Origin of the sequence: Gordonia sp. DT101, from assembly GCF_049844895.1 — a bacterium.
GTDB lineage: Bacteria > Actinomycetota > Actinomycetes > Mycobacteriales > Mycobacteriaceae > Gordonia.
In genome coordinates, this window is sequence record NZ_JBNCLX010000004.1 from 180,942 (window position 1) to 196,192 (window position 15,251).

14 protein-coding genes are annotated in these 15,251 nt (G+C 67.0%); 5 read left to right on the forward strand and 9 right to left on the reverse strand.

Going from position 1 to position 15,251, the window contains the following annotated elements; all coding sequences use genetic code 11:
- Positions 1–720 carry a phosphatidylserine decarboxylase gene (locus tag ACLQ3I_RS15645; protein ID WP_425790166.1) on the reverse strand — a complete coding sequence of 240 codons (720 nt, stop codon included), beginning with the start codon at positions 718–720 and terminating at the stop codon, positions 1–3.
- 150 nt (positions 721–870) lie between these two features.
- A complete protein-coding gene (gene glp / locus ACLQ3I_RS15650) occupies positions 871–2,085 on the reverse strand; it encodes a gephyrin-like molybdotransferase Glp (protein ID WP_425803043.1) in 1,215 nt (404 codons plus the stop codon).
- 67 nt (positions 2,086–2,152) lie between these two features.
- Here glp and ACLQ3I_RS15655 point away from each other — a divergent pair, with 67 nt between their 5' ends.
- A complete protein-coding gene (locus ACLQ3I_RS15655; protein ID WP_425790162.1) occupies positions 2,153–2,953 on the forward strand; it encodes an HAD-IIA family hydrolase in 801 nt (266 codons plus the stop codon).
- A gap of 138 nt (positions 2,954–3,091) precedes the next feature.
- Here the strand turns inward: ACLQ3I_RS15655 and ACLQ3I_RS15660 are convergent, their stop codons facing one another.
- From ACLQ3I_RS15660 to ACLQ3I_RS15675, 4 genes are all read right to left on the reverse strand, one after another.
- Positions 3,092–3,565 (reverse strand): SRPBCC family protein, encoded by a 474-nt coding sequence (locus tag ACLQ3I_RS15660; protein WP_425790160.1) that lies wholly within the window; start codon positions 3,563–3,565, stop codon positions 3,092–3,094.
- Between the two features lie 204 nt (positions 3,566–3,769).
- Positions 3,770–4,198 (reverse strand): DUF350 domain-containing protein, encoded by a 429-nt coding sequence (locus ACLQ3I_RS15665; RefSeq protein ID WP_425790158.1) that lies wholly within the window; start codon positions 4,196–4,198, stop codon positions 3,770–3,772.
- Positions 4,199–4,316: 118 nt separating this feature from the next.
- The gene (locus tag ACLQ3I_RS15670) at positions 4,317–5,429 is read right to left on the reverse strand and encodes an acyl-CoA dehydrogenase family protein (RefSeq protein WP_425803045.1); all 1,113 of its coding nucleotides are present in this window, start codon (positions 5,427–5,429) and stop codon (positions 4,317–4,319) included.
- A 50-nt stretch (positions 5,430–5,479) separates the two neighbouring features.
- Complete coding sequence (locus ACLQ3I_RS15675; RefSeq protein ID WP_425803047.1) at positions 5,480–6,676, reverse strand: acyl-CoA dehydrogenase family protein; 1,197 nt, start codon at positions 6,674–6,676, stop codon at positions 5,480–5,482.
- Between the two features lie 169 nt (positions 6,677–6,845).
- Between ACLQ3I_RS15675 and ACLQ3I_RS15680 the strand changes: the two genes are divergently transcribed.
- Positions 6,846–7,460: a TetR/AcrR family transcriptional regulator gene (locus ACLQ3I_RS15680; RefSeq protein WP_425790153.1), complete on the forward strand. Its 615-nt coding sequence runs from the start codon at positions 6,846–6,848 to the stop codon at positions 7,458–7,460.
- A 31-nt stretch (positions 7,461–7,491) separates the two neighbouring features.
- On the opposite strand, the gene ACLQ3I_RS15685 is transcribed toward ACLQ3I_RS15680, so the two are convergent.
- Positions 7,492–8,775: an MFS transporter gene (locus ACLQ3I_RS15685; protein WP_425803049.1), complete on the reverse strand. Its 1,284-nt coding sequence runs from the start codon at positions 8,773–8,775 to the stop codon at positions 7,492–7,494.
- A gap of 80 nt (positions 8,776–8,855) precedes the next feature.
- On the opposite strand from ACLQ3I_RS15685, the gene ACLQ3I_RS15690 reads away from it, so the two are divergent.
- Together ACLQ3I_RS15690 and ACLQ3I_RS15695 are read left to right on the forward strand one after the other, a co-directional pair.
- Positions 8,856–9,461, forward strand: coding sequence for a TetR-like C-terminal domain-containing protein (locus tag ACLQ3I_RS15690; RefSeq protein ID WP_425790149.1), 606 nt, complete (start codon positions 8,856–8,858; stop codon positions 9,459–9,461).
- Positions 9,462–9,635: 174 nt separating this feature from the next.
- A complete protein-coding gene (locus ACLQ3I_RS15695; RefSeq protein WP_425803052.1) occupies positions 9,636–11,045 on the forward strand; it encodes an amidase in 1,410 nt (469 codons plus the stop codon).
- 73 nt (positions 11,046–11,118) lie between these two features.
- Here the strand turns inward: ACLQ3I_RS15695 and ACLQ3I_RS15700 are convergent, their stop codons facing one another.
- A complete protein-coding gene (locus tag ACLQ3I_RS15700; protein ID WP_425803054.1) occupies positions 11,119–12,759 on the reverse strand; it encodes a solute symporter family protein in 1,641 nt (546 codons plus the stop codon).
- Positions 12,756–13,115: a DUF485 domain-containing protein gene (locus ACLQ3I_RS15705; RefSeq protein ID WP_425790144.1), complete on the reverse strand. Its 360-nt coding sequence runs from the start codon at positions 13,113–13,115 to the stop codon at positions 12,756–12,758. The genes ACLQ3I_RS15700 and ACLQ3I_RS15705 overlap by 4 nt, the downstream gene beginning before the upstream one ends.
- A gap of 430 nt (positions 13,116–13,545) precedes the next feature.
- On the opposite strand from ACLQ3I_RS15705, the gene ACLQ3I_RS15710 reads away from it, so the two are divergent.
- On the forward strand, positions 13,546–15,210 hold the full coding sequence (locus ACLQ3I_RS15710; protein WP_425803056.1) for an HNH endonuclease: 1,665 nt from the start codon (positions 13,546–13,548) through the stop codon (positions 15,208–15,210).
- Positions 15,211–15,251 lie beyond the last annotated feature (41 nt).

The window sequence follows — 15,251 nt, forward strand, 5'->3', positions numbered from 1 at the left end:
TCAGTCCAGGGCCGCGAAGACGGTTTCGGCGCCCACCGCACGTTGTCCGACCCGCACCAGAGGTACCGACCCGGCGGGTAGATAGACGTCGACGCGCGACCCGAACCGGATCAGCCCGTACGTGTCCCCGACGGTGAGGCCCTCCCCGACGACGGGGTCGCAGACGATCCGTCGGGCGAGCAGCCCGGCGATCTGCACGACGGCGATGTCGCGGGTGGTCTGGGGTCCGACCGGGCAGCTCAGTGTCATCGTCGTGCGCTCGTTGATGCTGCTGGCCTCCGGGAGATCGGCCGACACGAACGATCCGGGCGTGTGCGTCACCGAGGTGACGGTGCCCGTGACCGGCACCCGCTGGACGTGCACGTCGAAGATGGACAGGAACGTGGACACCCGGGGTAGCGGCTCGTCGCCCAGACCCGACTCGGGTGGCGGCACGGCCTCGTCCACCAGCGCGATGGTGCCGTCGGCCGGCGCCACGACCGCACCGGTGGCGGTCGGTGGCACACGGGAGGGATGGCGGAAGAATGCGGCGCAGGCCGCGGCGGTGAGCGCGGCCGGCCGGGCGATCCACGGGTGGTGGCGCCCGACAATTGCGATCGCGGCGGGTCCCGCGACGAAAGGCAGTCCGGCACGGTGAACCGGGGGAATGGTCTCGCGTGCGAGGTCGATGAGATGACCTGCTCCGCTGCGCGTTCCGTCCGGACGCGGGCGCCTGGCCAAAATCAACCTCCTGTTGCGACAAACGGGTGTGCGTTCGGCACGTGCGGGCCCGCTCGCCCCAGCTTAGAGCGTGCCCGGCGGAGCCTCCGGCCTCATCGCGCTTCGGCGACATCGGTCACAGAGCGGGTAGACCCCGGTGCAGGTGGCAGCTCAGAGAACGATGACGTCGACCGCGGACCCGGCGGCCACCGACTCGGTCTCGGCGGGGATGTCGATCAATGCGTCTGCCCTGGCCAGGTAGCGCAGGTGATGCGATGCGGGCGGGCCGATCGGGTCCACGACGGGCGTGCCGTCGTCGCCGTCGCCGAGCACTCCGCGCAGGAACTGCCGTTTCCCTCCGGGGGAGCGGATGTCGGTGGTGAGCTGCGCGATGACCCGCGGCCGCTCTGACGGCAGTCCCATCGCCGCGCGCAACGGTGGACGGATGAACACCTCGAACGACACGAGTGAACTCACCGGATTGCCCGGCAGCGTGATGATCGGGACCCGACGACCGCCGGGGGCAGCGTAATGACCACACCCCTGTGGCATTCCCGGCTGCATCGCGACCTTGGAGAACTCGACGCCGGTGCCGGTCAGGGCATCCTTCACCACCTCGAAGGCGCCCGCACTCACCCCACCCGATGTGATGATGACGTCCGCGTCGTCGCTGATCTCGTCGAGTCGTGCGCGGAAGGCGTCCACGTCGTCGGTGACGTAGTGCAGGTGCGTGGCGTCGGCGCCGGCCTCGAGTGCCGACGCGGTCAGCATCGGTCCGTTGGACTCGTAGATCTGTCCGTAGCGCAGCGGCTCGCCGGGAGTCACCAGCTCAGAGCCGGTCGACAGCACGACGACCCGCAATCGTGGCCGCACGGACACCTCGGTGACGCCGAGGGCGGCGAGCAGGCCGACCTGCGGAGGCCCGAGACGCGTGCCCGCGGGTATCGCCGCCTCACCGGCCTCGATGTCGGAGCCGGCCCGGCGGATGTGTCTCCCGGACGGCACCGATGCTCGGATCGCGACACGGTCGACCGCGCCGTCCGTCGCCTCCACCGGGACCACCGCATCGGCGCCCACAGGCATCGGTGCGCCGGTCATGATCCGGTGAGCGGTACCCGGGGCCAGTGTCAGCCGGTCGGTGCGTCCCGCCGGGATGTCCTGGTCCACCGGCAGGCTGACCGGGGATTCGTCTGTGGCCGAAGCGATCTCATCGGCGATCACCGCGTAGCCGTCCATCGCCGAATTGTCGAATCCGGGGAGTCCCATCGGTGCGACGACCTCGGCCGCCGTCACACAGCCGAGTGCATCGGCGACACGCGCAGTCGCGGCATCGGGGATACCGAACAGCGCCGCGACAATGGCCTGGTGATCCGACACCGATCGCATCCGCCCAGCATGCCATCCGGGCCCGGCGACCGTGCAGGGTGCCGCTGACGGGTCTAGATTTTTGGGCATGACTCTCGGGTTGCTGCTGGACATCGACGGGGTGATGGTCACCTCGTGGAAAGCGCTGCCGGGAGCTGTGGAGGCGGTCGCCGAACTTGTTGAGCAGGGCTATCCGCGAATGTTCCTGACCAACACCACCTCGCGCTCTCGTGGCGAGATCGCTCAGGCACTCAACGACTGCGGTTTCGACGTCGCCGCCGACGAGATCCTGACCGCGGCCAAACTGACCGCTGAGTATCTCACCGCGAATCACCCCGGCAAGCGGGCCTGGGTGCTCAACGAGGGCCCCATCGCCGAGGACATGACCGGGGTCGAGCTCATCGACCAACCGGACCGGGCGCAGGTGGTGGTCCTCGGCGGTGCGGGTCCGGTGTTCGACCACCGTGCCCTGTCACAGGTCCTCGAGCTGATGGTTGCCGGGGTGCCGGTGGTCGCGATGCACCGGTCCATGACCTGGTCCACAGCGGACGGGCTCAGCATCGACACCGGCGTCTATCTCGAAGGGCTGGAGAAGGCGGCCGGACGGAAGATCAAAGCGATCGGGAAGCCGTCACCGCTCGGTTTCCGTGCCGCGGTCGAACTGATGCAACTCGAGCCCACCCAGGTGGTGATGGTGGGCGACGACATGCACAACGATGTGCTCGGTGCCCAGGCCGCCGCCCTCATCGGGGTGCTCGTGCGAACGGGGAAGTTCCGCGAGGACGCGCTGCGGGCGCTGCAACGCGACGAGTTCGGCCCGGTCCCGGATCACATCGTGGACTCGATCGCGGATCTGCCGGCCCTGATGCAGAAGCTCTCCGACCGCTGAGCCGACGGCCCCTTCCGTCGGTCGAACAGCCGCCCCTTCCGCCGGTCGAACAGCCGCTGGTCCTGCCGGTCGAGTAGCCGCGCGAGCGTAGCGAGCCGGCGTATCGAGACCGCGAGCCGGCGTATCGAGACCCCCGCGTCAGGCAGCGCGCGTCGTCGACGACTCCGCGGTCCGCTTGATCTTCTCGAGCGTCTCGGCCATGCCCAGCTTGAGCTCCGCCTCGAAGTTGGTGGTCCCGCCCATCATCTTGTCGACCAGGAACGACGACACCTTGGTGGTGCCGTTGCCGACCTCACGCTTCTCGGTCAACCGCACGCCCGCACCGGACGGCTCGATGCTGTAGCTCCACACCGTGCGGTTCTCGGCCACGCGGAACGCCAGTTCCTTGGCAGGGGCGAAGCGGACGACCTTCGCGGTCGTCGGCCACACCAGGGGGCCACGCCGATTGATGTTGATCGACTTCGTGCCCAGGCCGATCGTTCCGCCCCGGATGATCATCTTCTTGCACTGCGGGCTCCACTCGCCCATGCGCTTGAGGTCGGAGATCACCGCCCAGACGTCCTCTGCGGAGGCGTTGATGTCGATGGATTCCTCGATCAGCGGCGCGGCCATGGTGTTCCCCTCGGTGTCGTCGATCAGTCAGCGATGACCATAAGAGCTTATTGAGCAACCGTCAATAGCTGTCGACCGCCGCCGACCGGGCGCAGATTCCCTCCGATCGGGCGCACCGGAGCACGCTCGGCGAGGATCTGCGCCCGCTCGGCGCGGTCGGAACCCGACCCGTGCGCTCATCTCGGACGCGACCGCATCAGCCCGTCAAGAACTCAACGCCGCGCCGATCACGGCGCCCACCCCGATGAACACGGCACCGCAGATCCAGCCGGCCGGGTGCTCGTCGTCGTCGAGCAGCAGGGTGCCCAGCTTGCCGGGGGTCAGCCAGTCGATCAGCACGAACGACCACATCATCACGGCGATGGCCAGCACCGTGTACGCGACGGTGTAGAGGACGCCGCGCCACAGATCGAGCGTCACCGAGTCGCGGACCCCGGCGACCATGACGATGGACAGCCCGATCACCTGGGCGGTCGCCAGCATCACCGCGTTGCGGTTGTGGTCGAGCCAGATGAGGTTGCGCAATCGACCGGGCGTGACGAGATCGAGGGCCACGAATCCGAGGACCAGCAACACGATCCCCATGAGGCTGTAGGCGGCCGCGTCACCCAGGTTGTCGCGCAGCTGGTTCATGAGAGAGACAGTAGCGATCCGAGATCGGCACGTCGCCCGGAAACGCCAAGGCCCCCGCCACCGTTTCGGGATGATTCCGAAACGTCGACAGGGGCCTTGGTGGCCGGTTCGAACCGACTCAGCCGATCATCACCATCTCGTGGTCGCCGACCGAGCGTGCCAGCACCGACACGTGATCGGCGGCGTCGCCGAGGGTGTGCGAGATCGCGGTCAGTCGGCTCAGGTAGTGGCCGACCGGGTACTCGGCGGTCATGCCGATACCGCCGTGCATCTGCACCGCCTCCTGTCCGATGACCCGGCCGGAGCGGCAGATCTGCAGCTTCGCACGCGACGCGATGGCCGGGTCACAGATGCCGTCGGACAATGCGGTTGTCGCATACAGGCTCATGCTGCGTGCCAGCTCCAGCTGGGCGTACATGTCGGCGGCGCGCTGGGTCAGGGTCTGGAATTGTGACAGCGTGACACCGAACTGCTTGCGGTTCTTCAGGTATTCGACGGTGAGGTCAAGGGCGCGCTCCATGGCACCCACGGCCTCGGCGCACAACGCGGTCTGGATGCCGACCTCGGCGTCCGCGATGACCTGGGTCGCGTCGCCGCTGCCCAGGCGAACCGCGGCGGCGTCGGTGAACTCGACCTGAGCGCCCCGACGACGGTCGTGCGTGCGGTACGGAGTCCGCGAGACACCGTCGGCGTCCGCGTCCACCAGGAACAGGGCGACACCATCGTCGGCGCGCGCCGAAACGACCAGCTTGTCCGCGCAGTCACCATGTCCGACAAGAACCTTGGTGCCGTTGAGCTTGCCTCCGGTGGCCGTGGTGGCGACCTTCGCGCCCGGCCAGCGGTCGCCCGGCTCGAGGTGGGCGAACGCCATCAGCAGCTCACCCGAAGCCAGCCCGCCGAGGATTTCGGCGCGGGTGTTGTCGTCGGCGGTCGCGGCGACGAGCGACCCCGGGACGAGGACCGCGTCGAGGTACGGCTCGGGTGCCAGCGCGCGCCCGAGCTCTGTCATGACGCTCGTGAACTCCACCGGGCCGGCGCCCATGCCGCCGTCGTCCTCGGGGAAGGTGAGGCCGAGGATGCCGATGTCGGCCAACGACTTCCACACCCCCTTGTCCCAGCCGAGTTCGGTGTCGGTGACCGCGCGGACCGTCTCGATGTCGTACTTGCGGGTCAGTACTTCGCGCACGGTGTCGCGCAGCATCGTCTGTTCGTCGGATAGTGCGAAATCCATGAAAGGTTCCAGGTTCTCTTGTGTGGTGAAAGATTCTGTGCGGTGGCCTTTTACAGGCCCAGCACGGCCTTGTCGATGATCTGACGCTGAACTTCCGACGATCCGCCGTAGATACTGACCTTGCGATAGTTGAGGTAGGTCGGTACGGACAGCTGCGCCCACTCCGGCGACGCGATGTCGGCGGTGCCGTTGGCGGCGGACGCATCCAGGCCGGCAACGGGCAGTGAGTCGGCGCCGGCGATGTCGGCAAGGAGCTCCATGGCCTCCTGCTGCAACTGGCTGCCACGCAGCTTCAGCAGCGATGACGCCGGGTTCGGCTTACCGTCCGCCGACGACGCGGCCACGCGGAGCTGAGTCACCTCGAGGGCGAGGAGGTCGTTCTCCAGCTCGGCCAGACGGGCTGCGAGCAGCGGATCCTCCAGGAGAGTGCCACCGGACGCGGTCGTGACCTGGCGCGCGAGTTCTTTCGCCTTGGCCAGCTTGGTCTTGGTGTAGCCGATGCGGGCGATGCCGCTGCGCTCGTTGCCGAGCAGGAACTTGGCCTGGGTCCAGCCCTCGTTCTCCTTGCCGACGAGGTTCTCGACCGGCACGCGGACGTCGCTGAAGAAGACCTCGTTGACCTCGAAACCACCGTCGATCAGCTGGATCGGTCGCATTTCCACGCCGGGGGTGTCCACCGGGAACAGCAGCATGCTGATGCCGGCCTGCTTCTTGACGTCCGGATCGGTGCGCACGAGGCAGAAGATCCAATCGGCGAACTGGCCGAGCGTGGTCCACGTCTTCTGGCCGTTGACGATGTAGTGGTCACCGTCGCGGACCGCGCGGGTCTTGAGTGATGCGAGGTCCGAACCGGCCTCGGGCTCGGAGAAGCCCTGGCACCACCAGATGTCGAGGTTGGCGGTCTTGGCCAGGAAGCGTTCCTTCATCTCCGGTGAACCGAACTGCGCGATGACCGGACCGATCATGCCGACGTTGAACGGCAGCATGTCCGGGACGTGCATCAGGCTCATCTCCTCGCGGTAGATGTGGCTCTGGATGGGGGTCCAGTCGCGGCCGCCCGACTCGACCGGCCAACCCGGCGTCGCGACGCCGTGCTCGTTCAGGATGCGGGTGGTGGTGACGAGGTCGTCCGGGTAATTCAGCTTGCCCGCCTCTGACCGGCGCCGGAGGTCTTCGGGGACTTTCGCGAAGATCGCCCGCAACTCATCGCGGAACGCCTCTTCTTCGGGACTGAATTTCAGCTGCATGAGTTCTGTCTTACTCCTGGTCGGCGGGCGTGGGATGCAGACGTGAAAACGTACGGTGACGGTTGTATGCGTCTGCTGACTAAGCGCTTGCTTAGTGATACTCTGCACTATGCCGCGACCAGCGGCTCATGTCAATGTCAGCGGATCATCGGAAACGGAGGCCGGCGACATGTCAGTCGTGGAACCGCCGCCCCGTGCCGTCGCGGCGCGCTCACGGTTGCTGCGAGCCGCGGTGGAGGCGTTCGCGGCACAGGGATTCGACGCGACGACCACCCGTGACATCGCGACCGGGGCGCAGATGAGTCCGGCAGCTGTGTACGTGCACTTCCGGTCCAAGGAGGAGGTGCTCTACGAGCTCTCCGGTGCCGGGCACCGCTCGTTCCTCGAGTTGATCGATGCCGCCGACGATCCCGCGCGCCCGCCTGCCGCGCGGCTGCGGGCCGTGATCGGTGCGCTGGCAGCTCACCACGCCCGTGATCATGTGTGGTCGAGGGTCGTCAACTACGAGTTGGACTCGCTCTCGGTGGAGCATCGGGGCGCCATCGGAGTGATGCGCAAGGAGGTCGCCCGACGTGTCGGCGCGATCGTCGATGCGGGCATCGCCGCCGGAGTGTTCGACGTCGACGACCCACAAGCCACCACGACGCTGCTGCTGTCGATGGGTGTCGACGTCGCGCGCTGGTATCGGGAGTCCGGCGCGATGACGCCGGAGCAGATCGGTGAGTTCCAGGCGGAGATGGCTGCTCGGATCGTCGGCGCCCGGCCGGACGGCGCACCGACGTGACGCCTCGATTCGGGCGACGCGGGCGAGCGTGTCAGCGCCGCACTGAAATCGAGTGGTCAGGGGTCGTGCGGTCAGGGATCGTGCGCTCGGGCTCCGCCGCGCCGCTCGTCGCCGGCCTGCTTCTCGCCGACCGCCGGCGGATACCGGCGGTCACGAGCGCACCGACCACCGCCAGCAACAGCACGTAGGCCACATAGCCGACGACGGTCTCCTGCAGGCCGATGTGGGAGACCACGAGTCCGGCCACCACCGCGGGCAGGCTGAAGGCGAGGTAGCTCGCCACGAATACCGACGAGAAGACCTGTCCGCGTTGCTGTGCGGGCGTTTCCGCGATGATGCTGTCCAGCGCGCCGAGGAAAGTGGCGGCGAAGCCTGCGCCCGCCACGATCGAGCCGACGATGTAGAGCGGCAGCGCCTCCATGAGCACACCCGACAGCGAGATGACGGCGCCACCGGCGAGGGCGGGGTAGCCGAAGGCGAGCTTGGTGCCTGCGTCGCGTCCGGTGATGAATAGCGAGGTCACCGCGGCGGACGCGAAGAAGACGAACAGCAGCAGGCCGGCCTCGGCGTGGTTGCTGACCCCGAAGACGCGGGCGACGACCGACGAGCCGAGGGACAGGTAGAGCCCGCCGAGTGACCAGGTCGCGACGAGTGCCGGAACGGCCGCCAAGAACGCGCCGCGGACCTCGGCCGGGACGCGGGCCTGCGGTACGAGTGTGGTGAAGAGGTGCCGACGCGACGTGAAGCCGATCTTCTCGGAGGTCTCGGGCACCAAGAGCAATGCGATCAGCAGAGCGGCGAACAGCGCCAGGATCACCTCGTAGACGAGGAAGCGGGGTGCCGGTGCGTACTCGACGAAGAGTCCGGCGACCGCGACTCCGCCGGCCAGGCCGATGGTGGGCGCCGCACCGGTGATCGCGGAGCCGATGCGGGGAGTGGGCTGCAGGTCGACGACGGTGGCGGTCAACGTGCCCATCGCGGCGCCCGTGGCCAGGCCTTGCAGTGCGCGGGCCGCCATCAGGACGCCGACGCTGTCGGCCTCGACGAACAGGACCATGCTCACGATCAGAAGGACCAGCGCCACCGCAAGTACGGGTCGGCGGCCGATGTGATCGGAGAGTGACCCGACGGTGAGCAGGCTCACCAGCATGAACGCGACGTAGATCGCGAAGACGGCGGTGAGGGTGAATGCCGAGAAACCCCAGAGTTGCTGATAGACGGGATACAGGGGCGATGGCGCAGCAGAGGAGAAGAGGACCATCACGAAAGTGGCCGTGACCACCCAGAATGCGCGATGCGGGTGCAGTCGAGTCATCTCATCTCCCTAAAGCAAAGAAATTTGCGTTAAATTCAAAGTAGCCACACCCACCCACTAAAGCAACTTGATTTGCAATAATGGCTGACATGAGTGGTTCCAGTGCAGCGGCGAATGCCCATCCCGGCAGTTCCAGGCGCCCGGGTGGTCGGAGTGCGCGGGTTCAGTCGGCGGTGTACGCGGCGGTCGGGCAGCTCGTCGGTGCGGGCCGGCGTGACACCATGACGATCCCCGAGGTGGCGGAGCTCGCCGAGGTGAACCCCACCAGCATCTACCGACGATGGGGGTCGATCGAGACGCTGCTCGGTGAGGTGGCCGTCGCCGCACTCACCCAGGGCGAGCCGTTGCCCGACACCGGTGTGCTCGACGTCGACCTCGCCGAGTGGTCGAAGATCATCGCCGCCGACATCGGGCGCCCGAAGCGGCGGGCGTATCTGCGTGCCATGGTGTTCGCCCGCAACGATGTCGTCGAGGAGTGTCCCTGCTGGGAGATCCGCCGGGAGCAGGCCGAAGAGATGGTCGGTCGGTCGGTCGCTCGTGGCGAGACGACGCCGTCGGTACGCCAGATCCTCGACCACGTCGTCGCGCCCCTCTATCACCACGCCGTCTTCGGCCTGGCCCTCGACGAGCGCTACGCGGAGGATCTGGTCGCGGACGTGATGGCCATGAGCGCGCGCAGGCGCTGAGGGCACACCCCTCGCTGATCGAGTAGGCACCGCCTGCCCCCGCTGATCGAGTAGGCAACGCCACCCCCGCTGATCGAGTAGGCACCGAGCGTAGCGAGGCGCCATATCGAGATCACCCGCCCCGACATCCTCAAGCGATGGCCGATCGACGTCGCCGGACGCTACGCTCCCCGCATGAAGAACGTCCACGCATTCGGGGACGACGCGCTCGGCGACCTCGACGGTGTGGGGGTCGCGGACGCGATCGGATCGGGCGAGATCTCCGCCGCCGAAGCACTCGATGCCGCGCTCGCCCGGATCGACGCGGTCAACCCGAGGCTGAACGCGATCGCCGTCGACGATCGTGATCGTGCGCGCAAACGGGCCGCGGAAGACGATTTCCCGGCCGGCTCGTTCGCTCGGGTGCCGTCGATCATCAAGAACAACACCCTGTTCGAGGGGCTGCCGGTGGGCAATGGTTCGGCTGCGATGCCCGACCTGCCCGCCAAGGGCAACGAACCCTTCACCGAGCAGTTCCTCTCGACCGGCGTCAACATCGTCGGGGCATCCACGCTGCCGGCCTTCGGACTCACCGCGACAACGGAATTCGTCGACCGCGACCCCACCCGCAATCCGTGGGACACCGACTACTCGTCCGGCGCGTCGTCGGGCGGGTCGGCCGCGCTGGTGGCCGCCGGTGCGCTGCCCCTCGCCCACGGCAACGACGGCGGCGGTTCGATCCGGATCCCCGCCGCGGCGTGCGGGCTGGTCGGACTCAAGCCATCGCGCGGGCGAGTGGCCCCGTCTCCGACCGGACAGATCCTTCCGGTGGACATCATCTCCAACGGAGTCCTGAGCCGAACTGTGCGCGACACAGCGCATTTCATCGATGATGCCGAGAAGTTCCGGACACCGTCGGAGCTCCCGACGGTGGGTCTCGTGGAGGGGCCGGGCAATCGGCGGCTGCTGATCGGGTTGATCAACGACACCGTGACCGGAACCCCGATAGACGCCGACACCGTGGCCGCGCTCTCCTCGGCCGTGGACCTGCTCACCTCGCTGGGGCATGAGGTCGAGGTGACCCCGGTCCCGTTGGACGAGACCTTCGTCCGACAGTTCACCGACTACTGGTCGATGCTCGCATGCGCGATGCACCGGCTCGGAAAGCTGCTGGTGGGCAAGGATTTCGATACCGACGCACTCGATCCGTTCACCGTGGGTCTCTCGCAGCGGTATCTGCGCGCGTTCTGGCGAACACCGTCGACGATCGTGGGACTCAAACGTGCCACCGCGCGGTTCCGCACCGTGTTCGACCGGTTCGATCTCATCGTGTCGCCGACGCTGTCGCACACCACCCCGAGGATCGGCTACCTCGATCCCGGCGGCGATTTCGACGAGATCTTCGAGCGGCTCGTGCACTACGTCGCCTTCACGCCCGCCAACAACACCACCGGCACCCCGGCCATCAGTCTCCCGATGAGCCGGAGTTCCGAAGGGCTGCCGGTGGGTATCCACTTCTGCGCGGATCTGGGGCGCGAACGCCTGCTGCTGGAATTGGCCTTCGAGATCGAGGCGGCCCGGCCGTTCGCGCGCATCCAGGACTGATACGAACAGAGGTTGCATTCTGATCCGGTATCCGGACCAGAATGCAACCTCTGTCGTCGGCCGAGCGCGAGAGCTAGTGCGAAACAGCCTTTTCCGCACCGACACCGGTGAGTGAACGCACCTCCATCTCGGCCTTGCGTTCCGGCGTGCCCACGTCGGACGGCGACGTGAACGTTCCGACGATGCCGAGGATGAAACCGATCGGGATCGACACGATGCCCGGATTGGCCAGCGGGAACCACGCGAAGTCGGCGCCCGGGATCATCGCCGTCGCCGATCCGGAGACCGCCGGGGAGAAGATGATCAGCACGATCGTCGAGATCAGGCCACCGTAGATGCTCCAGAGGGCGCCGCGGGTGTTGAATCGCTTCCAGTACAACGAGTACAGGATCGTCGGGAGGTTTGCCGCCGCGGCGATCGCGAACGCCAGGGCCACCAGGAAGGCGATGTTCTGTCCGTTGGCGAGGATGCCCAGGATGATGCCCATGATGCCGAGCACGACGACGGTGTAGCGGGACACCCGGACCTGCTCTGCCTCACTTGCCTTGCCGCGCTTGATCACACTGCCGTAGATATCGTGCGCAAAGGAGGCCGACGCGGTGATGGCGAGCCCGGCGACGACGGCGAGGATGGTCGCGAACGCCACCGCGGAGATGATTCCGAGGAGTACCACGCCGCCGAGTTCGAATGCGAGCAGCGGAGCCGCGGAGTTCTGTTTGCCGGCGGCCGCCATGATCTTGTCCGGACCGACCAGAGCCGCGGCCCCGTAGCCCAGCACGAGTGTGAACAGGTAGAACGCGCCGATCAGCCCGATCGCCCAGACCACCGATTTCCGTGCCTCTTTCGCGGTCGGCACAGTGTAGAAGCGCATCAGCACGTGCGGCAGACCCGCGGTACCGAGCACCAGCGCGATGGCCAGCGACACGAAGTTGACCTGCGACTCGAACGAGCCGCCGTACTGCGCACCGGGCGCGAGAACGTCACGGGCGGCGATTTTCTCGTCGGTCGATCCGGAGATCGCGTCCTGGGCTGAGCCGAGGAGGCTGGACAGGTTCATGCCGAACTTGGCCAGCACGATGAACGTCATGATCGCGGCCCCGGCGATCAGCAGGACCGCCTTGATGATCTGCACCCAGGTGGTGCCCTTCATCCCGCCGATGAGGACGTAGACGATCATCAGCGCGCCGACGACGGCGATGACGATCGACTGGCCGACGCGGCCTTCGATGTCGAGGAGCAGGGCGACCAGGCCACCTGCGCCTGCCATCTGGGCGAGCATGTAGAACAGCGTGACGGCAAGCGTCGAGATGGCCGCGGCCAGTCGGACCGGACGCTGCCGGAGCCGGAAGCTCAACACGTCGGCCATGGTGAATTTGCCGGTGTTCCGGAGCAATTCGGCCACCAGCAGCAGGGCCACGAGCCACGCCACCAGGAAGCCGATCGAGTAGAGGAAGCCGTCATACCCGTAAACGGCGATCGCGCCGGCGATGCCGAGGAAGCTGGCTGCCGAGAGATAGTCGCCCGCGATGGCGATACCGTTCTGCGGTCCGGAGAAGCCGCGGCCGCCGGTGAAGAAGTCGGCAGCCGACTTGTTGTTCTTGCTCGCGCGGATCACCACGTACATGGTGACGGCCACGAAGGCCACGAAGATCGATATGTTGGCCACCGGGTTACCGACCGCGGCGGCCACCACCTGGGTGTGTGTGGAGCTCATGCGTTGACCGGCCCTTCCATCTCGTCACGGATCGCTTCGGCACGGGGATCGAGGTCGCGGTTCGCGAAGCGCACGTACAGCCCGGTGATGACGAAGGTGGACACGAACTGCAGCAGGCCCAGGATCAGACCGACGTTGATGTTGCCCCAGACCTCGGTCGCCATGAAGTCGTGGGCGAATGCTCCGAGCAACACGTAGAGCGCGTACCAGAGCAGGAAGAACGCCGTCATCGGAAAGACGAATCGGCGAAGGCGGCTGCGGAGATCCTGGAACTGCGGACTGGCCTGCACCTCCAGGAACTGTTCGCCGGTCGGCGGGTGCGGTACCGCGCCGGGTGGCTGTTCGATGGTGGACACGTCTGCCTCCTACAGGGACTGTGATGACACTCTGAACTGGAGAATATTGAGGGTCAGGTCACAGCAGAATGGGGTGGCATGGGTCACACGCCGAAGTCGGGTGACTGTGCGCCGGGCGGTCGATGCCCGGCGACGAACGGTTGGGTGGTTCCCGAGACAGATAACCCGCATCCCGCGGGTCGAGTGGTTCATATTCCGCCGGTCGAGTAGCCCGCTTCCCGCGGGTCGAGTGGTTCATATTCCGCCGGTCGAGTAGCCCGCGAGGAACGAGCGGGCGTATCGAGACCACCCCCGCTCGCCCCGAACAATTCTGTCGGTGCTCCGCGATAGTCTGTGTGCAGTTGATCTACACGCGGGCTTTACGCATTCGATGACGGGCAGATGTTGTTGGTGTCCTGTCGGTTTCGTCCAGTGAGGTCTGCTCGTGTTCGTGTTCACCGATCCTGTCGCGGATGATGCGGCGCTGTCCCGCGCGCCGTCGTCCGAGTTGGCGGGTACGGCACGTGATGCGTTGCGGTTGAGTCGGCAGGCCGAGGCACGTTCGCTGCTGGCGGCCCATCGGCTGGGACAGTCGGTCTACGACGAGATGTTGATGTCGCTGAGTCCCGAACGGCAGATGATGGTGCGCAACCCCGCCGACAAGGCGGCCATCGGCGAGATCTCGTTGCAGCTGGGCATCTCCCGGAAGAAGGCGGGTACCTGGTCCAATCTCGGCGATGCCTTGCAGCATCTGTCGAAGATCCGGATGGCATATCTGGCAGGTGATTTCAGCACACATCGGATGTCGGTGATGGTCTACGCGGCACGGTCGGCGCCCGAGGCGCCGCATGTCGGGGATGCGCGGGGATCGGAGCCCACGGGTGGTGCCGAAGATGTGGATCCGGCAAACGCCGACGTCACGTCTGACGGCCCAGAAGAGAACGGCCCAGAAGAGAACGGCCCAGAAGAGAACGGCGCAGAAGAGAACGGCGCAGAAGAGACCGGCGCAGAAGAGACCGGCGCAGCCGAGGACGCCGCCACCCCGGAACCCGATTTCGAGGACATCGCACTGGACCTGGCGTCGCGCCCCTCGACCGACAAGGTGCTGCGTGACGAACTCGAAGAGGCGGTCATCAGTCTCGATCCGGAGGCTGCGGCCGAGGCGCGTGACGGATTCGCCGATGCGTGGGAGAACGTCAGCATTACCGACGACTCATCCGGTCACGCCAACATCGACGCGTGTGTGCCGGCCGAGGACGCGGTGTTCCTGCGTGACCGGATCGGTGCGTTGATCGCCGTGCGGGTGTGTCGCCGCGATCCTCGAACGATCGGCCGCCGCCGCGTGCTCGCGTTGGCGGAGCTGCTCGGGGTGCCTGGCAAGAAGCTGACCTGTGCGTGTGGTCTGGACGACTGCCCGATGCGCGGGCCGGCGGCCGAGGCGAACGAGGCGAACGAACTGGCGGCCGAGGCGAACGAACCGGCGGCCGAGGTCGATGTCCCGGCCGACGAGGTGGCCGGCGCTCGTGCACAGAGCCTTTCCGGAACCGAACCTGCACCGGAAGCGTCTCCCGGCCAGGCAGTTCCGGCCCCGTGGACCCTCGTCGTCGATCCGGCCGGTGTCGAGGTGCCTCGACTGCGCGGCTTCGGGGCCATCGACCCGTCATTGGCGGCCACCTTGTCCCCGCGAGCCTCGCTGATCACGCTGCCTCCACACCTGACCCGCCGCGGCTCCGGCCTCATTGTCATCGGTGACCGCGGCCCGGCCCCGCCGGTGGATCCGACCGGCCACGGCGGGTTCGAGCATCCACCGCCCGGTGCCTTGACCCACACACCGTCGGAACGGCTACGTGGCGAGATCCTGTTGTCGGATCTCATCTGTCGATACCCGTTCTGCGGGATGCCCTCTCACGAGTGCGAGCTCGACCACATCGTGAAGTTCGACCATGCCGACCCGCGCGCCGGCGGGTGGACGGTGGCCTTCAACCTGGCTCCGCTGTGTCCGCCCGACCATCACCGCAAACACCTCGGCCGATGGCGACCCACCATGAACACCGACCGCACCATCACGTGGCGGAACGCCACCACGGGACAGGAGATCACCACATACCCGCGCTGACCAACGCCCATGTAAGCCCGGCGATCCCGTAAGCCCTGCGA